Origin of the sequence: Micromonospora sp. WMMD737 (assembly GCF_049179055.1) — a bacterium.
In the GTDB taxonomy this organism is placed as follows: domain Bacteria; phylum Actinomycetota; class Actinomycetes; order Mycobacteriales; family Micromonosporaceae; genus Micromonospora; species Micromonospora reichwaldensis.
In genome coordinates this window covers 4,626,710-4,645,000 of the sequence record NZ_JBMHMH010000001.1, presented here as the reverse complement: position 1 = coordinate 4,645,000, position 18,291 = coordinate 4,626,710, and the positions used below count along the sequence as shown (strand labels likewise).

Genomic DNA, 18,291 nt, shown 5'->3' with positions numbered 1-18,291 from the left:
CCGAAATCAGCCAAACTCCGAATGCCGGTAAGTGAGAGCGCGGCAGTGAGACTGCGGGGGATAAGCTTCGTAGTCGAGAGGGAAACAGCCCAGATCACCAGCTAAGGCCCCTAAGCGTGTGCTAAGTGGAAAAGGATGTGGGGTCGCATAGACAACCAGGAGGTTGGCTTAGAAGCAGCCACCCTTTAAAGAGTGCGTAATAGCTCACTGGTCAAGTGGTTCCGCGCCGACAATGTAGCGGGGCTCAAGCACACCGCCGAAGCTGTGGCATTCACATTTTAACCACGCAACGCCTTGATGTGTTGTGCAGGTGTGTGGATGGGTAGGGGAGCGTCGTGCCGGGGGTGAAGCAGCGGGGTGACCCAGTTGTGGACGCGGCACGAGTGAGAATGCAGGCATGAGTAGCGAAAGAAGGGTGAGAAACCCTTCCGCCGGATGACCAAGGGTTCCAGGGCCAGGCTAATCCGCCCTGGGTGAGTCGGGACCTAAGGCGAGGCCGAGAGGCGTAGTCGATGGACAACGGGTTGATATTCCCGTACCCGCGAAAGAGCGCCCGTGATGAACCTCGTTGTGCTAACCACCCGAACCTGGGGAGGTCTTCGGACCGAACTGGGGGAGCGTGGGAACCTGGCGGGTAGTAGTCAAGCGATGGGGTGACGCAGGAAGGTAGCTGAGCCCGGCCGGTGGTTGTGCCGGGGTAAGCGTGTAGGCCGGTGTGTAGGCAAATCCGCACACCATGAGGGCTGAGACGTGATGCCGAGCCGATTCAGGTGAAGTCAGTGATCCTATGCTGCCGAGAAAAGCCTCTAGCGAGTTCTTAGCGGCCCGTACCCCAAACCGACACAGGTGGTCAGGTAGAGAATACCGAGGCGATCGGGCGAACTGTGGTTAAGGAACTCGGCAAATTGCCCCCGTAACTTAGGGAGAAGGGGGGCCGGAGACGTGAAGCCCCGCGCGGGTGGAGCGTTGTATGGCCGCAGAGAGCAGGGGGAAGCGACTGTTTACTAAAAACACAGGTCCATGCGAAGAAGTAATTCGATGTATATGGACTGACGCCTGCCCGGTGCTGGAACGTTAAGGGGACCTGTTAGCTCTTCGGGGCGAAGCGGAGAACTTAAGCGCCAGTAAACGGCGGTGGTAACTATAACCATCCTAAGGTAGCGAAATTCCTTGTCGGGTAAGTTCCGACCTGCACGAATGGCGTAACGACTTCCCCACTGTCTCAACCACAGGCCCGGCGAAATTGCATTACGAGTAAAGATGCTCGTTACGCGCGGCAGGACGGAAAGACCCCGGGACCTTTACTATAGCTTGACATTGGTATCCGAATTAGCTTGTGTAGGATAGGTGGGAGCCGGTGAAACCTGTACGCCAGTATGGGTGGAGGCAATCTTGAAATACCACTCTGGTTGATTTGGGTATCTAACTTCGGACCGTTATCCGGTTCAGGGACAGTGTCTGGTGGGTAGTTTAACTGGGGCGGTTGCCTCCTAAAGGGTAACGGAGGCGCCCAAAGGTTCCCTCAGCCTGGTTGGCAATCAGGTGTTGAGTGCAAGTACACAAGGGAGCTTGACTGTGAGACTGACAGGTCGAGCAGGGACGAAAGTCGGGACTAGTGATCCGGCACTTGCGAGTGGAAGCGGTGTCGCTCAACGGATAAAAGGTACCCCGGGGATAACAGGCTGATCTTCCCCAAGAGTCCATATCGACGGGATGGTTTGGCACCTCGATGTCGGCTCGTCGCATCCTGGGGCTGTAGCAGGTCCCAAGGGTTGGGCTGTTCGCCCATTAAAGCGGTACGCGAGCTGGGTTTAGAACGTCGTGAGACAGTTCGGTCCCTATCCGCCGTGCGCGTAGGATACTTGAGAAGGGCTGTCCCTAGTACGAGAGGACCGGGACGGACGAACCTCTGGTGTGCCAGTTGTCCCGCCAGGGGCACGGCTGGTTAGCTACGTTCGGAAGGGATAACCGCTGAAAGCATCTAAGCGGGAAGCTCGCTTCAAGATGAGGTATCCCACCCACCTTTGGTGGGGTAAGGCCCCCAGCTAGACGACTGGGTTGATAGGCCGGAAATGTAAGCCCGGTAACGGGTTCAGTTGACCGGTACTAATAGGCCGAGGACTTGACTACTAAGCTGCTACGCGTCCACTGTGCAACTCACAGCAAACGAACAACAGACCACGGTGTGTGTGGTGTTGTTTGATATGTTGATAGAGTTACGGCGGTCATGGCGGAGGGGAAACGCCCGGTTACATTCCGAACCCGGAAGCTAAGCCCTCCAGCGCCGATGGTACTGCACTCGGGAGGGTGTGGGAGAGTAGGACACCGCCGGACAATCTTTCAGTTCAGGGTCACCCCGTATGGGGTGGCCCTGAACTGCGTTACGGACCTTTTCGTGGCTCACGAGCAGCCGCCCGTCGTCGGCGCCGCCGCCAAAACCCCGCCACCGCACCATTTGCGGGCCAGAGCCAGCACGAGCACGAGCACCAGCAGGGCCAGCGCCAGCACAAGCGCCAGCACGAGCGCCGGCACGAGCACCAGTGCCCGCACGAAGCGTGAGCGTCGGCACCAGAGCCAGCGTCAGAGCCAGCACCAGCGCCAGCGGCGGCTGACTCGGCCCGGCACCACCTCGCGTCGGCACCGCTGGCGTGGGCGGGGCGGTGGCGTAGGCGTAGGGACGCTGTTCGGCACCCTACGAGGGCTGTGACGCGGTGCGCGTACGACAAGGGGAAGCCCCGCCGGCGACGTGGCCGGCGGGGCTTCCCCGAGCGGGAGTCAGGCGGCCGTCAGGACGGCTCGCGACCGCAGATGAAGCGCGGCTCGGCGGAGTAGCGCCAGGTGAACTTCTCCCGCTTGACGACCTTGCCGTCCTTCTTGAACACGCGGTAGGCGTCCTGGGTGAAGCCCTGGCTGCCGCTGGCCGGGATGCAGGTCGGGCCGGGTTCCAGGTAGACCGTCTTCGGCTGGGTGATGTTGCGGCGCGGGGTGTACTCGGTCTTCACGCTGTCCCAGATCTTCGTGCTCCAGATCGACACGGTGATCGAGCTCGACGTGTAGGAGGTGTCGATCAGGACGCCGTGCTCGGTGTTGTTGCGGAACTTGAAGTCCAGGTCCGGCCAGAAGATGGTCGACTCGATGACCGCCGGGTAGCGGCTGAACCAGTACGAGTGCGGCTTGTGCTCGACGTCCTCCAGGCCGGCGTAGTACGTCGCGTTGAACAGCGTCGTGGTGAACTGCGAGGTGCCGCCGCCGACCCCCGGGACCAGCTTGCCGTCGAGGATGACCGGGGCGTCCCGGTAGCCCTGGGCGTAGCCGCGCTCGCCGGTGTGCCCGTTGAGGGAGAACGTCTCGCCGGGCAGCACCACCGTGCCGTCCACGTCCTTCGCGATCGTGACGATGTTCTGGCTGCGCGGCGAGGAGAGCCCACCGGTGAAGTGCGTGGTGAACGTGGAGACCCGCTCCTTTATGCCCAACCCGCCCAGCTTCTCCGCGGTCAGTTCCGGCTCCGCCGGCTTCAGCTCGCCGGTGACCTTCCGGTCGTCCGCCCTCGGCAGGACGGCGAGCAGGTCGCGGCCGAGGGCCGCGCTGTCGAGCTGCTGCCCGGGCTTGCCGTCGACGACCTTCGGCTTGCCGCCGGAGATGGTCATCCGGGCGTCCCTCGGCGGCACCTCGATCGCGGCCAGGTCGTCGCCGAGCGCGGCCCGCAGCCGCTTCACGTCGACCTGCGGCGTCAGCTTGCCGGCCTTGTCGGCCGTGAACCGCAGGCTCCTCGCGATCGCCTTCGGCGGGATCTGCACCGAGCCCTTGCCGGTGGTCAGCGTGACCGGGGCGGCGACGGCCGGCTTCGCCAGCTCGGCTACCAGCCGGTCCACCTCCTCCGCGGTGGTCGCGGGGTGGGACTCGACCAGCGGCACGGTCACCGGCTGGCCGGCGAGCCAGCCCTCCCGCACCACCTGCGCGGAGCGTTCCGGATCGAGGGCGAGGCTCGGCTTCGGGTGCACCGCCTTCGGCGTGGTGCCCTTCCAGGTGATCGCCGGCATGGTCATCTTCCGGCCCTGGTCGCCGACGACCTTTTCGAGGGCGGCGTCGAGCCGGGCGGCGTCCACGGTCACCACCGGCTGCACCGTCCGGGACCCAACGAGCCGGTCGACGGCGTGCGCGTCGGCCTCGGCCGCCGCCGCCACGGTGGCGTCGACGTCGACCGCCAGGCCGACGGTGGCCGGGTCGATCGTGGCGGTCCGCTCGCCGACGCGTACCGACAGCGGGGCGTTGAGCGCGGCGGCGCGGCGTTCGAGCTCCGTCCGCAGCTCCCGGGCGGCGTCCGCGCGGCTCCGGCCGCCCAGCTCCGCGCCGAGCACCGTCGTCCCGCGCGGCACGTCACCGGCGTACGCGTAGGCGCCCGCCCCCGCCACGGAGGCCAGTACCGCCGTGACGGCCCCGGCGGCCAGCAGCAGGCGGATCCGGCGGGACCGTGACCCGCCCGGCCCGCCTGCCGGCGCGACCGGCTCCGGTTCGTCACCGGGCCAGGTCACAGCCTTGACCTGCACGGTGGGCCGGTCGTCGGCGGGTGGAGTCTTCTCGCCGTACAGCGTCACGGTCACCTCGATCGGACGTACCACAACGGGGGAGCGCACCTCCGCCCGGAAGACACCTACGGTAACCGGCGCCCGGGCGGGGCGGGAGCCAGCGCCCCACCCGTCGCTCGCGGCGTGTCGCCCGGCGTGTCGGGGGACACCGGCCGGTGGTCGGGCGGGCCGGCGGGCATGGCACGGTAGGGAACATGGGAGCGGACGAGGCGGTCCTGGCGTACGGGGGCGGTTGGCTGGACCGGGCGGGGGAGCTGCGTGCCGACCCGGAGCGGCTCGCCGCCCTGCTGGCGGACCCGGCGAGCACCCTGCTGCCGCTCTGGCGGGACCGCTGCCTGGTCGCGGGGGACGTGCCGGTGCGGCTGACCGGGGAACGGGCGGCCAAGGCGCTCACCGTCGCCGACGAGACCGTCTTCCTGGGCATGGACGACGGCTCGGCCGTCTTCGCCGTCGACCTCTCCGGGCTGCCCGAGGCCGCCGCCGTCGAGGTCGCGGAGGCGGGCGCCGCCGTGGACGTCCGGGCGCTGGTCGGCCGGCTCGACCCGGCCGGGGCGGCCGTCCAGGCGTACGCGCGGGGGCTGCTGCACTGGCACCGGCAGCAGCGCTTCTGCGGCACGTGCGGGGCGTCGACCGTCGCCCGGGGCGGCGGACACGTCCGGTCGTGCGCGCGGGCGGACTGCGGCCGGCTCCTCTTCCCCCGGATCGAGCCGGCCGTCATCGTGCTGATCGAGGCGCCCGGCGTCCCCGACCGTTGCCTGCTGGCCCGGCACGCGGGTGCGCCGGAGGGGGCGTACTCGACGCTCGCCGGCTTCGTCGAGGTGGGCGAGAGCCTGGAGGACGCCGTCCGGCGGGAGATGGCGGAGGAGGCCGGGGTGACGGTGACCGACCTGGCGTACGTGGGCTCGCAGGCGTGGCCGTTCCCGGCCGGCCTGATGGTCGGCTTCCGGGCCACCGCCGCGTCCGAGGAGGTGCGGGTGGACGGCGAGGAGCTGCTGGAGGCGCGCTGGTTCACCCGGAACGAGCTGCGCCAGCGGGCGGCCGCCGGGCGGCCGCTGGGCCGCGCCGACTCGATCGACCACCACCTGCTGCAATCCTGGCTGGCGGCCGGGGCCTGACCGGGCCAGCTTCTCCAGCGCGCCGCGCTCACCGCCGGTGTTTCAGCGGACGAGCACGGCGACCGGCGCGGACGGCGTGCCGGTGTCGATGCCGTCGGTGGCGGCGACCCGGAACTCGTAGCGGTGCCCGCGGACCAGCAGCACGGCGGTGAAGTCCGTCCCGCCTACCGGCACCGGGTCCGTGCGCCATTCCCCGCCGGCCGTGACGTCGCGGACCTGGACGCGGTATGCGAGGCCCGGCCCCGCCGGACGCCAGCTCAGTCGCGCCTCGCCGTTGCCGGCCGCCGTCGCCGCCAGCCCGGCCGGCGTGGGCAGCCGAGGGATGGCCCGGACCGGCCTGCTCTGCCGCCCGGCACCGGCCTGGTTGGCCGCGGCGACCACGAACTCGTACTCGTGTCCGTTGCGCAGCTGGCGGATGGTGGCCTTGGTGCCCTGCACGGGCACCTCCTCCTCGGTGAACTCCCGCTCCCCGGCGGTGAGGTCCCGCCGGTAGACGCGGTGCCACCCGCCGGGACTGGTCGAGCGCCAGGTCAGCTCCACCTCGGCCGTGCCGACCTTCGTCACCCGCAGGTCGGTCGGCACCACCTTCGGCGCGCTGAAGGTCGCCCGGGCCCGCACCGGCGGGGAGAGCGGTCCCTCGCGGTCGCGGTCCACCGCGCTGACGGTGAACTCGTACTCGTGGCCGTGCTCGAGGTGGCGGGCGAGGTGGCTCGGCCGGCTCTCCAGTGCGGGCGACCCGGGTCGGCTCTGGCCCGCCGTCAGGTCGCGCCGGTAGACCCGGTAGGAGACGCCGGGACCGAGGTTGGCCCAGCCCAGCCGGATGTCGCCGTCCGGCTGGGCCTGTGCGGTCAGTCGGGCCGGCGCGGCCGGCGGGCTGACCGATGCGGTGGCCCGGACGGGCGTCGAGGGCGGGCTGTCCCCGCCGCCGCCGACCGCGACGACGGTGAACTCGTACGTCCGGGCGTGCCATAGCGAGCCGACGGTGGCGCTGGTGCCGGTGAACGTGCCGACGAGGGCCGGATCCCGCTGCCCCGCCGTGACGTCGCGCCGGTAGAGCCGGAACACCTGGACGAACGGGAGCGGCTCCCAGTGCACCGCGACGTCCCCGGTGCGGCCCGCCTCGGCCCGCACCCCGCTCGGCGGCGGTGGCGGCGGCACGGTGGCGGTCATCCGTGCCACCGGCGAGGGCGGGCCCTCGCCCCGCCGACCGACGGCGGTCACCCGGAACTCGTACTCGTGGCCGTTGACCAGGAAGTCGGCCGAGGAGCGGGGCTCGGCGGACGGCTCGCCGATCCGCACGAAGTGGGTCTGCCCGGCGGTCACGTCCCGGCGGTGCACCAGGTAACGCAGCTCGTCATCGACCGGGACGGGACGCCACCGCAGCTCGGCGTTGCCCGCGCCCCGCGCTTCGGCCGTGAGAGCCGCCGGCGCCGGCGGCACGTCGGCCCGTTCCGGCCGGGGGCGGGGCCAGTCGACCTCGACGAAGCGCGGCCGGTAGAGGCCGGCGTCGGCGTACGTCACGGCGTCGTCGACGTTGTTGACGTTGTAGGAGATCAGCAGCTTGCCCGGACGAGCCAGGTCGGGGTGCAGGTCGGCGTCGTAGACGAGATGCCCGGCGTCTGTCTCGGGCGCGCGGTGCAGGTAGTCCGGCCCCTCGAACGGACCCGTCGGCCCACCCGCCGTGTACGCCACCACGTCGGCGCTGAACACCAGGTTGTTCTCGTGGGTCACGAGCACGTACCGGTCGCCGACCCGCTGCACCCCGTACGACGTGCCGACCCCGCTGAGGATGCGGGCGGACCGGTCCGCCGCGGGCGCCCAGCCGGTGCCCGTCCAGAACTCCCACGGGCCGCTCAGGTCGGTCCCGGCGACCCGGGCGAGATGCGCGAACTTCGTCTCGCCGCTCGCCTCGGTGCCGTAGATCAGGGTGTGTCCGCCATCGCGGAGCAGGCTGGAGCCCCACGAGATGCGCTCTCCCAGCGGCAGCGGCCGGACCGCCGTGGGCGTCATGCCGGGCAGTGCGAAGGTCGCCAGCGAGGTGCCCAGCAGGACGTGGTCCAGCGGGCCGTCGCCCGTCCGGCGGTAGCGGTTGACCAGCATCTGGAGGGTCTCGCCGACGACCTGGGCGTCGCCGATCCAGTAGAACTGGTCGGCGGCCGGCGGCGGCACGAGCGAGGCGGGGTCCTCGGCGGTGCCGCCGTGCACCGTCTCGCGCAGCTCGTCGCCCTGCTGCACCACGGCGGAGTTGTTGATGAACGACGCGGTGCGGGGGCGGGATCCGTCCGGGCCCACGGGGCCGAGAAACGTGTCGGAGAAGAGCCAGAGGAGCCGGCCGTCGGGGAGCCGGACGGAGGCCGTCCGGTCGGCACCGTTCCATCGGCCGGAGGTGTCGCCGTAACGCTCGAAGAGGGCGGTGAGCCGGTCGGCCGACATGCCGCCCTCGGCCCGTGCACCGCCCGGTACGCCGGCCGTCAGGCTGAGCGCCAGCGCGGTGGCGTACAGAACGAGCAACCAGCGGGCGTGGGTGCGGGCCTTCTCTGGACCGGACCCGGTCGTGGCCGTGCTGACGCTCACCAGAAACCCCCGTCTCCTGGTTATCCGTCCCGCACTGTGACATGTCCTCCCGCCTGGGTGGTAGTGGCCGTACGGGTGCGTTTCGACCTGCTGCCCCGTTCGTGGGCCAATGTCAGGAGTCCGATGGCGACGGCGGTGACCGCCGCCGTCGCCAGGGCGGCCCCGGCGATCCCGGCGACGGTCCGTGGCACGACGGTCGCGACGGCGGCCACGAAGATCGCCGTGGACGTCCACAACGGCGCCGCGGGCCACCGGACCGACGCCGCGACACGGGCGTTGACCAGGATGAACACGACCGCGTACAGGGCGCCGGTGGCGGCGAAGACCGGGGCGTAACGACCGGCCGCGGCGTAGTCGGGGCCGCCGGCCAGGCGGAAGGCCAGCCCGCCCGCGAGCGCCGAACCGAGCACCAGCACCGCCCCGGCGCCGGCGACCAGGGCCAGCGCGGCGACCAGGGCCCGCCGGTCCCCCTTGGCCAGGCGGGGCAGCACGATCACGGTCACCACCTGCGGCGCCCACAGCGCCCCCTTGGTCAGCACGGTGCCGACGGCGTAGGTGCCGGAGACGTCCGGCGGCAGGAAGCGGCGGGCGAGCAGGAGATCGGCGTAGGAGACCACCAGCATCGCCAGGGTGGCGCCGCTGGCGGTGAGCACCGTCCGGGTGGCGAGGGAGGGCACGGCCGGGTCGATGCCTGCGCCCCGGTTGAGGCGCACCAGCAGCGCGAGCACCAGCACCGAGGTGAGCGCGCCGGCCAGCAGCGACCCGGTGAGCCCGCCGCCGAGCCAGAGCCCGGCCACCATGCCCCCGTAGCGGCCGGCGCCGAGCAGCGCCATGCCGCCGGCGAGCCGCAGGAAGCGCTGGTCGCCCTGCAACTCGCCGAGCCAGCGGCCGGCCGCCACGACCGCCACGGTCAGCACGCCGAGCAGCAGCACCGCCGGGGCGGTCAGCCGGAGCTGGACGGCCGCCACCGGCAGCGTCAGGGCGAGCAGCGCGGCGGTGACGAGCACCGTGAGCAGGGTCGGCCGGGCGGTGGCGGCGCGACCGTGCCGGGCCCGGTGCACGGCGACCGCGATCTGGAGCCCGGTGCTGGCCACGCCACCGATCGCACCCAGCGCCAGGAGCGTGGCGAGCGCGCTCAGCTCCGCCGGATCGAGGTGCCGCGCACCGAGGACGGGCACCACGTAGGCCAGCCCGTTGACGAATACGCCGGCGAGTGTCACCGCGACGCCGGCGGTGCCGAGCCCGGTGGCCCGGCCGGGCTTTTCCGAATCCGTACCCATCAACCGTCCCGTGTCGCCGGCACTCCCGGCTGTGCAACGGGCGCGCGTACAGTGGCGCCACGCCGGTGCCACGCCCGGTCAGCGTAATGAGGAGGTCAACCCTGCGGGAGAGGTCGATGCTCGTCGGGCTCGGGCTGGCCGTCACCCTGCTGGTGCTGGCTCCGCTGGCGGCACCCGGTTACGTGCTCAGCTACGACATGGTCTTCGTGCCGCACCAGCCGTGGCGCGCCGAACTCGTCGCCCCGTCCGACTCGCTGCCACGGGCGGTGCCGTTGGACGCCCTGGTGTCGCTGGCGAGCCACGCGATGCCCGGGTGGCTGGTGCAGCGGCTGGCGCTGGTCGCGGTGCTGCTGCTCGCCACCGTCGGCGCCGGGTTGCTGGTGCCGGCCCGGCACCCGGTCACCCGGCTGGTGGCCGCTGTCGGATACGTGTGGACGCCCTACCTGGCGGAGCGGCTGCTGATCGGGCACTGGGGCCTGCTCCTGGCGTACGCGTCGCTGCCCTGGCTGGTGCTGGCGGTGATCCGGCTGCGCGTCGGTGGACGGCGGGCGCTGCCGCTGCTGGTGCTGGCGGCCGCCCTCGCCGCAGTGACCCCGACCGGCGGCCTCATCGCCTTGGCGGCCACCGTCGTGCTGGTGCCGCAGCGGGGCAGGGGCCGGGTCGGCGCGATCGCGATCGCACTGGTGCTGCTGCTGAACGCGCCCTGGCTGGCGGCTGCCGCCCTGACCAGGGCGGACGCCCGGACCGACCCCGACGGGGTGGCGGCGTTCGCGGCGCGGGCGGAGAACTGGAGCGGAGCGCTCGGAGCCCTCGCCGGCACGGGTGGGATCTGGAACGCGCAGACCACACCGGTGAGCCGGTCGTCCCCGCTGGCGCCGCTGGCCACCGCCGTCGTGCTGGCCCTGGCGGTCCTCGGCTACCGGGCCCTGCGCCACCGGTGGCCGGACGGGTTCTGCGACCGGCTGGCCGTCCTGGCGGCCGGCGGGTTCCTGCTCGCCGCCCTGGGCGTGCTGCCCGGCCTGGGCGCGTCGCTGGAGTGGCTGGTGGCCACGGTGCCGGGAGCCGGGGTGCTGCGCGACGGGCAGAAGTTCCTCGTCCCGTACGCCCTGCTGGTGGCCGTGGGGTTCGCGCTCGGTGCGGAACGGCTGGCCGGGGCGGCTGGCCGGGCCGGGCGGGCCGGCGCGGGCGCGGTGCTCGCCGGGGCGCTGGCGCTGCCCGTGGTGGTCCTGCCGGACCTGGCGTTCGGCGCGGCCGGCCGGCTGCGGCCGGTGGCCTACCCGGCGGACTGGGACGCCGTCGCCGCCCGCCTCGACGGCCAGCCGGGCGAGGTGCTCTCGTTGCCGCTCGGCTCCTACCGGGCCTATCCCTGGAACGGCGGCCGGACGGCGCTCGACCCGCTGCCCCGCTACGTCGACGCCGAGGTCCTCGTCGACGACACGCTCTGGGTGGGCACGAGCGAGGTGAGCGGGGAGAACCGGCGCGTCGCGCACGTGCGGCGGGTGCTCGACTCCGGTGCCCCGGTGCGGGCCACCGGGGTGCGCTGGGTGGTGGTGCAGCGGGTGGCCGGCGGGCAGCGGACGGACCCGGCGACGCTGGTCGGGCTCCGCGAGGTGTACGCGGGCGAGGACCTGACCCTGTACGAGAACCCGGCCGCACGCTCCGGTGCGCGGTGAGCTGCCGAGGATTCCCCCTGGCAGGCCGGAATCGATCGTCCTCGCGGCCCTCCCCACCGACGCTACTTGGTGGTAACGTCCCGCGCACGCAGCTCACGAGGAGGAAGTCAGCACCATGCGCAGTGCTCTCTCGTTGGTTCTCGCCGGAGTGATCGCGGTCGCTCTCGGCGTCTTCGGGTCGGTGGCGCTGGCCACCACCCTCACCGGCACCTCGTCGTCCGAGGCCGCCAAGGCCGAGCAGGCCGCGCGGACCAGCTCGGACGGCGGTGGCGGCGGCGCCAACAAGCCGCTGGTCTACGGCACGAGGTAGGACGGCTCCACCGGTTCCATCTGCTCCGCCGGCACCACGCTCCGAACGTTCGCGGCCCTCGTCACGAGGGCCGCGAATTTTTCGCCCGAGATCGGCCAGGTGAAGCGGGCCGCGTGCGCCCGCGCCGCCGTGCCCATCGCGGTGCGCCGGGCGTCGTCGGTCAGCAGCAGCCGCACCTTGGCGACGAAGTCGTCGACGCCGTCGGCGAGCAGGCCGGTCTCGCCGTCGACGAGCGCCTCCTCGACTCCGCCGGCACCGCGGAACGCCACCGTCGGCGTGCCGACCGCCCCGGCCTCCACGATGGTCAGCCCCCAGCCCTCCTTGAGCGAGGGGGTGAGCGCGACCCAGGCGCTGGCCAGCAGCTCCCGCTTCTCGGTGTCACTGATGAAGCCGGTGAACCGGACCCGGTCGGTGACGCCCAACTCCTCGGCGAGCTGGCGCAGCTGCGGCTCCCACCAGCCCTGGCCGGCGACCACGAGGGTGAGCCCAGGCAGCTCGCCGGTGAGCCCGGCAACCGCGTGCAGGGCCAGCTCGACCTGCTTGTGCGGCACCAGCCGGCCGAGCACCACCAGGGACGGCTGCGGGGTGCGCGGCACCGGCCCCACCGTCATGTCGGGGGTGCCGTTGTGCACGATGGCGACCCGGGACGGGTCGATGCCGAGGGTGGCCAGTTCCCGCCGGGTAGCCGCCGAGACGGTCACGTACTGGCAGCGGTGGTAGACGCGCGGGGCGAGCCAGGACTCGACCCACCAGCCGAAGCCGGCCAGCCAGCGGCCCAGCACCACCGGCCACTGCTCACGGTGCACGTGGTGCACGAGTGCGATGACCGGCTGGCGGGCGTACAGGGCGGACAGGAAGGGCAGGCCGTTGCCGACGTCCACGATCAGGTCGGGGCGACCGCCCCGGCGCCGGGTCAGCGGCCCGAGGCCCAGGGCACCGGCCAGGTAGACGAGCGCGGCACGCAGGTAGACGGTGTGTCGGCCGCCGCGCCGCAGCACGCGTACGCCGGCGGCGGTGACCTCCTCGGCGGGGCCGGCGGAGTGGGTGGCGCAGAGCAGGGTGGCCCGGTGGCCCCGGCGTACGAGTTCACCGGCGATCCGCTCGACGTACACCTCAGAACCGCCGCCCTCCGGGTTCCGGGTGTCGCGCCAGTTGAGGAAAAGTACGTGCCGGGTGGCGGCAGGCGGTGCTTCCACACTTACTCCTACTGCCGAGTAGTCTTCGCGTCGCGTCACACTATGGGCTTCGTCACGGCCCCCGCAATGCCCGATCGGAGGCGAAATGCAGCAGGCGCCGGCCCGCCCGGAGCTGACCGACCGACCGGACGCCACATCGAGAAGGGTGTGGCGTCTGCGCTTGGTCGCGGTCTGTCTCGGTTTGTCGGCCCTGGCGTTCCTCCAGGACCCGGGCATGATCGCCATCGACACCAAGGTGGACCTGGCGGTCGATCCAGCCGGATGGCTGAGCCGCGCCCTGCACGTCTGGGACCCGGACGGAACCTTCGGCCAGCTTCAGAATCAGGCGTACGGCTACCTCTGGCCGATGGGCCCGTTCTTCCTGCTCGGCGAGGTGCTCGACATCCCGGCCTGGGTGGTGCAGCGGCTCTGGTGGGCGCTGGTCATGACGGTCGCCTGCACCGGCGTGGTCCGGCTGGCCGAGCGGCTGCACATCGGCACGCCGGCCGCCCGCCTGCTCGCCGGGGTGGCCTTCGCGCTCTCCCCCCGGCTGGTCACCGAGCTGGGCCCGATCTCGGTGGAGGCATGGCCGAGCGCCCTCGCACCCTGGGTGCTGGTGCCCCTGGTGGGGCTGGCCCGAGGCGGCTCCGTACGCCGGGCGGTGACCCTGTCCGCGCTGGTCGTGGCGTGCGCCGGCGGCGTCAACGCGACGGCGGTGCTGGCCGTGGTGCCGCTCGCCGGTCTGTGGCTGGTCGGCCTGCACCCGTTCCGGCTGCGGGTCCGGGCGCTCGTCGCCTGGGGGCTGGCGGTGGGTGCCGCCACCGCCTGGTGGCTGGTGCCCCTGCTGCTGCTGGGCCGGTACAGCCCGCCGTTCCTGGACTACATCGAGACGGCGCCGGTCACCACGGCCCCCACCGACACGACCACCGTGCTGCGCGGCGCCTCGCACTGGCACGCCTACCTCAACGGCGCGTACGGGCCGCCCTGGTCGGCCGGCTGGCGGCTGGCCACCGAGCAGCCGCTGGTGGTCGCCACCCTGGTGGTGGCCGGCCTCGGCCTCGCCGGCCTGGCCCGGCGCGGGATGCCGCACCGGCGCTTCCTGGTCACCGGCCTGCTGGTCGGGCTGGCCCTGGTCGGGCTCGGCCACGTCGGCGCGGTCGACGGGTTCGGCGCCCAGACGCAGCGGGACTTCCTCGACGCGGCCGGCGCGCCACTGCGCAACGTGCACAAGTTCGACGTGGTGCTGCGGCTGCCGCTCATCCTCGGGCTCGCCCACCTGCTGGGGCTGGTGGCACGGGCGGCCCGGGCGGGCGACCGGCCCGACGTGAACCCGGGCCTGCCCCGCCTGCTCCAGCCGGTGCGGCTGCGCGCCACGCTGGTCACCGGCACCGCCCTCGTGGCGGTCGCCGGGGTGGCCGCCCCGGCGCTGGCCGCCGGACTGCCCGCCCAGGGCAGCTTCCGGGAGGTGCCCGGCTACTGGCACCAGGCGACCTCCTGGCTGGACAGCAACCTCGGCGACGACCGGGTGCTGGTGGTGCCCGCCGCCCGCTTCCCCCGCTACCTGTGGGGCAGCCCGAGCGACGAGGTCACCCAGCCTCTGCTGGAGAGCCCCTGGGCGGTACGCAGTTCGGTGCCGCTCACCCCGCCGGGCACGATCCGGTTGCTCGACGCCGTCGAGTCGTCGCTAGCCAACGGCGAGGGTTCCGCCGGGCTGGCCGACCTGCTCGCCCGCTCCGGCGTGCGGTACCTGCTGCTCCGCTCCGACCTCGACTACGGGCGCTCGGGCGCCACCCAACCGGTCGTGGTCCGGCAGGCACTGCAACGCTCGCCCGGCATCCGTCCGGTGCGGGCCTTCGGACCGGAGGTCGGCGGCGGCCAGCTGCCCGGCAACTTCGTCGACCACGGCCTGGACGTGAAGGTCCGGGCCCTGGAGGTGTACGAGGTCGCCCAGCCCGTCAGCCCCGTCGTCGCGTACGACGCGAAGGGCCTGACCACCGTGGTGGGCGGGCCGGAGTCGCTGCTCCAGATCGCGGCGGCCGGCCGGCTCTCCGACGCCCCGACGGTGCTCGCCGGGGACCGGCCGGCGGGGCTGACCGACGGCCCGGTGGTGCTCACCGACGGGATGCGCCGGCGCGAGGTGGCGTTCGGGCAGCCGCACGACAACGCCTCGGCGACCATGACGTCGGCCGACGAGGCGAGGCTCGGTGCGCCCGCCCGGGACTACCTGCCGCCGTGGGGCGAGGGCCAGTCCACTACCGTGCGCTACCTGGGCATCGGGTCGGTCACCGCGTCGAGTTCCTGGTCCGACGCGCAGCCGCTGGTCGGCGGCCGGCCGGCGCACCAGCCGTACGCGGCGCTCGACGGCAACCTCGCCACCGCCTGGCGCTCGGCGCCCGGCACGGTCACCACCGCGCAGTGGCTGGAGGTGGAGCTGACCGAGCCGCAGGTGGTCCGCGAGGTGGGGATCGTCTTCGACACCGGCGCCGACTCCCTGCCCACGAAGATCACCGTCAGCGCCGGCAACCAGCAGGCGGTGGTGGAGAACCCGGGCCAGAGCGTGCAGGTCACGGTGCCCGCCGGCTATCCGACCCGGCGGGTGCGGATCTCCATCGACGAGGTCTTCGACATCCGGGCCGGCTTCGGCGGCGTCGGCATCGCCGAGATCACCATCCCGGGCGTGCGGGCCGAGCGCACCCTGGCCGTGCCGGCGCCCCCGGCGACCGCCGCCCCGGCCTCCGTGGTGCTCACCGCCGCCGCCGGCGCCGCGCCCTGCGTCTTCGACGAGGGGCGGCCGATCTGCGACGGCGGGCTCGTCCGGGAGTCCGAGGACGGCGACCGGATCGACCGGACGCTGAGCCTGCCGATCGCCGCCGGCTACGACGTCGCGCTGCGGGTGCGTCCGCGTGCGGGCGGCACGCTGAACGCGCTGCTCGACGGCGGTGGCGCGGCGGCCGTCGCGCGCGGGGTCACCCCGGTGGTCGCGGCCTCCAGCGTCGGCGTCTCCCACCCCGCGGCCCGGCCGGGCGCGGTGGTCGACGGCGATCCGGCGACGACCTGGTACGCCGCCAGCTCCGACCGGCAGCCGTGGCTGCGCCTGACCTGGCCGAAAGCCCGCCAGATCGCCGGGCTGAAGGTGACCCTGCCGCCCACCGCGGCGGCGGCCCGCCCGTGGCAGGCGACCGTGATCGGAGACGGCGGCATGCGCGGCGGCGTCTTCGACGAGGGCGGCAGCCTGGTCTTCGACCGGCCGCTGAAGACGGACGAGATCACCGTGCTGATCTCCGACGTGGTGCCGGCCAACACCTTCGACCCGTACCGGCGGCTGTCACAGAGCCTGCCCGTCGGCGTCGGCGAGCTGACCGTGCTGCCGGACGGACCGGTGCCCCGCAACGACCCGGAGGCGCGCGTCACGCTTTCCTGCGGCAGCGGGCCCACCGTGGAGGTCGGCGCCGTGCGGCGCCGGACGGCGCTGGTGGCCAGCCGGCGGGAGCTGGCGGAGCTGCGCGAGGTGGACGCCCTCCTCTGCGGCACCGGAGCGAAGGATCCGCTGCCGCTGGCCGGCGGAGAGGTACGGGTGGTGGCGGCGGCGAGCCGCCTGGCTACGCCCACCCGGCTCGTCCTGACGCCGCACGCCGTGGTCCCGGGGCCCACCGACGGCAGCGCGGCCGGCTCGGCGGGCGTCGTCGGGTCGGCGCAGGTCCCGGACGCCGTGCAGACCCCGGTCCGGGTGGACGGCTGGTCGGCCACCCGGCGGTCGCTGCACCTGGACGGGTACCCGGGCCAGCGGGTGCTGGCCCTGCGGGAGAACGCGAACGCCGGGTGGGAGGCCACCGCGGGCGGCGAGCGACTCACCCCGTTCGTGGTGGACGGCTGGCAGCAGGGCTGGCTGGTGCCGGCCGGGTTCTCCGGCGAGGTGCTGCTGCGGTTCGCCCCGGACGACGGGTACGTCCTGGCGCTGGGCGCCGGCGCGATCGCGCTGGGCGGGGTCGCGCTGGCCGCCCTTCTCCCGGGCCGGGGCGTGCCCGTGCCGGCGGCGGGGCCGCCGCGTCGACGCCGGCACCGCCTGCTCGCCCTGCTGTTCGGCGGGACTGCGCTGCTGCTGGTCGGCGGCCTGGCCGCGGTCGCGGTGGCGCTGCTGGCGGCGGCCGGCGTGGTGGCCGGCCACGCGCTGACGCCGCACCTGCACCCACCGGACCGGCGTGGGCTGCGCCGGCTGTACCGGGTGGCCGGGCGCTGGCTGCCAGTGGCCTGCTTCGCGCTGGCCGGCTGGTACGCGGTGACCCGGGGTGGGCACACCGACGCGGCGCCTCAGTTGGCGGCGGTCGCCGCCGTGGCGGTGCTCTGGTTCTCCCTCGTGCTCCCGCGCCGACGCGGCCGGGGAGCGTTCCAGCGCTGGAAGGGGCGCTCGACGGCGTAGTAACTGATGGCGGCGAGGACCAGCCCACCGGCGACGGTGAGCAGGAAGATCTCGCCCGTGTCGCCGGTGAAGTTCGGCCGGTCGCCCACGATGTAGACCCCCTCCAGCACGAAGGGGTGCCAGAGGAACAGCCCGTAGGAGACCCGGCCGAGCCACCGGCCGACCGCGCCGCCGAGGACGGCCTTGGTGCGGGTGGCCGGCCCGAACGCCACCGGCAGCACCACCATCACCGCGACCAGGGCGTACAGCGCCATCTTCAGCCCGAACTCGGCGGCGGTGGGCTCGGCCAGGTCGCGGGGACCCACGATCGGCGTGGTGGCCACGGCCAGGGCGGCCAGCGCGACCGACCAGCAGGCCAGCGGCGCGGCGCCCAGGTCGTCCAGCCACCGCCAGCGGTGACCGGTGCCGGTGCGCAGCGACACGTGGACGGTCGCCAGCGCCATGCCGGCGCCGAACCAGCCGGCGTACGAGGGCAGCCACATGGTGTGCAGGCCCAGGTTGAGCAGGCCGAATCCCATCAGGGCCACCCAGCCGGCGGTGATGGCCAGCCCCGCCACCACGATGAGGACGGTGGACCGGCCGGGCCGCCAGCGCCGCCGCATCAGCAGCACGGCGAGCAGCGGCAGCAGCAGGTAGAAGGTCACCTCGGTGGCGAGGCTCCAGGTCTGGCTCAGGCCGTGGCGCAACTGCCGGGGCTCGTAGATCTGGGTCAGCGTCAGGTGCCGCCACCAGTCGCCGGCGGCCGTCGGCTGGTTCTGCGGCAGCACCAGCAGGCAGACCACCACGGTCAGCCAGTAGGCGGGCAGGATGCGGGTGGCGCGGCGCCACAGGTAGCGCCGGGCGGAGGGGGACCGCTGCCCGGTGGCCGACGAGTGGGCGTACGGGCGGAAGAGCAGGAAGCCGGAGAGCACGAAGAAGACGGCGACGCCCACGTCGAGGCGGGACAACCAGCTGCCGAGCCCCGAGTCGCCGGTGTTGGCACCGGTGGCGAACCCGACGTGGTGCCCGACGACAGCCAGCGCGCCGATCACCCGTACGGCGTCCAAGGCGGGCAGTCGGCGGAGGTCGTGATCCGGAGTTGGGGCAGACATCAACCGTCCAGAGGGTCGCGTGAATATGTAACCCGGGAGTAACCTGCGGCCAAGTTTAGGGACAGGACCG

8 protein-coding genes, 2 rRNA genes and 2 pseudogenes (1 of these 12 running past the window's edge) are annotated in these 18,291 nt (G+C 72.7%); 6 read left to right on the top strand and 6 right to left on the bottom strand.

Features of this window, described 5'->3' with window-relative positions:
- Both ACN27A_RS20340 and rrf read left to right on the top strand, forming a co-directional pair.
- Positions 1-2,130 (top strand): 23S ribosomal RNA (locus ACN27A_RS20340); it begins 980 nt to the left of the window's first position.
- A gap of 87 nt (positions 2,131-2,217) precedes the next feature.
- A 5S ribosomal RNA gene (gene rrf / locus ACN27A_RS20335) occupies positions 2,218-2,334 on the top strand.
- A 66-nt stretch (positions 2,335-2,400) separates the two neighbouring features.
- Here rrf and ACN27A_RS20330 read toward each other — a convergent pair.
- Positions 2,401-2,550: a hypothetical protein gene (locus ACN27A_RS20330; protein WP_421455794.1), complete on the bottom strand. Its 150-nt coding sequence runs from the start codon at positions 2,548-2,550 to the stop codon at positions 2,401-2,403.
- A gap of 236 nt (positions 2,551-2,786) precedes the next feature.
- Entirely contained in the window at positions 2,787-4,601 is a 1,815-nt protein-coding gene (locus ACN27A_RS20325) for a VanW family protein (RefSeq protein ID WP_421455791.1), read from the bottom strand.
- A 179-nt stretch (positions 4,602-4,780) separates the two neighbouring features.
- Here ACN27A_RS20325 and nudC point away from each other — a divergent pair, with 179 nt between their 5' ends.
- Positions 4,781-5,701, top strand: coding sequence for an NAD(+) diphosphatase (nudC, locus tag ACN27A_RS20320; protein WP_421455788.1), 921 nt, complete (start codon positions 4,781-4,783; stop codon positions 5,699-5,701).
- Positions 5,702-5,743: 42 nt separating this feature from the next.
- On the opposite strand, the gene ACN27A_RS20315 is transcribed toward nudC, so the two are convergent.
- Both ACN27A_RS20315 and ACN27A_RS20310 read right to left on the bottom strand, forming a co-directional pair.
- Positions 5,744-8,275: a fibronectin type III domain-containing protein gene (locus ACN27A_RS20315; RefSeq protein WP_421455785.1), complete on the bottom strand. Its 2,532-nt coding sequence runs from the start codon at positions 8,273-8,275 to the stop codon at positions 5,744-5,746.
- Positions 8,276-8,295: 20 nt separating this feature from the next.
- Positions 8,296-9,555 (bottom strand): polysaccharide biosynthesis protein, encoded by a 1,260-nt coding sequence (locus tag ACN27A_RS20310; RefSeq protein WP_421455782.1) that lies wholly within the window; start codon positions 9,553-9,555, stop codon positions 8,296-8,298.
- A 116-nt stretch (positions 9,556-9,671) separates the two neighbouring features.
- Between ACN27A_RS20310 and ACN27A_RS20305 the strand changes: the two are divergent.
- Both ACN27A_RS20305 and ACN27A_RS20300 read left to right on the top strand, forming a co-directional pair.
- Positions 9,672-11,207, top strand: a pseudogene (locus tag ACN27A_RS20305) (hypothetical protein); the annotation flags it as partial.
- Positions 11,208-11,343: 136 nt separating this feature from the next.
- Complete coding sequence (locus ACN27A_RS20300) at positions 11,344-11,538, top strand: hypothetical protein (protein ID WP_132238409.1); 195 nt, start codon at positions 11,344-11,346, stop codon at positions 11,536-11,538.
- On the opposite strand, the gene ACN27A_RS20295 is transcribed toward ACN27A_RS20300, so the two are convergent.
- A complete protein-coding gene (locus tag ACN27A_RS20295; RefSeq protein ID WP_421455778.1) occupies positions 11,523-12,734 on the bottom strand; it encodes a glycosyltransferase family 4 protein in 1,212 nt (403 codons plus the stop codon). The genes ACN27A_RS20300 and ACN27A_RS20295 overlap by 16 nt on opposite strands.
- A 157-nt stretch (positions 12,735-12,891) precedes the next feature.
- Between ACN27A_RS20295 and ACN27A_RS20290 the strand changes: the two are divergent.
- Positions 12,892-17,130 (top strand): annotated as a pseudogene (locus tag ACN27A_RS20290) (alpha-(1->3)-arabinofuranosyltransferase domain-containing protein); the annotation flags it as partial.
- Here the strand turns inward: ACN27A_RS20290 and ACN27A_RS20285 are convergent.
- Positions 17,022-18,221, bottom strand: a complete 1,200-nt coding sequence (locus tag ACN27A_RS20285) for an acyltransferase family protein (RefSeq protein ID WP_421455775.1) — start codon at positions 18,219-18,221, stop codon at positions 17,022-17,024. The pseudogene ACN27A_RS20290 and the gene ACN27A_RS20285 overlap by 109 nt on opposite strands.
- Positions 18,222-18,291: the final 70 nt, after the last annotated feature.

Excerpts from the sequence above, each read along its gene's own strand:
- nudC (WP_421455788.1), top strand. The coding sequence starts at position 4,781 with ATGGGAGCGGACGAGGCGGTCCTGGCGTACGGGGGCGGTTGGCTGGAC.
- ACN27A_RS20310 (WP_421455782.1), bottom strand. The coding sequence starts at position 9,555 with ATGGGTACGGATTCGGAAAAGCCCGGCCGGGCCACCGGGCTCGGCACC.
- ACN27A_RS20300 (WP_132238409.1), top strand. The coding sequence starts at position 11,344 with ATGCGCAGTGCTCTCTCGTTGGTTCTCGCCGGAGTGATCGCGGTCGCT.
- ACN27A_RS20285 (WP_421455775.1), bottom strand. The coding sequence starts at position 18,221 with ATGTCTGCCCCAACTCCGGATCACGACCTCCGCCGACTGCCCGCCTTG.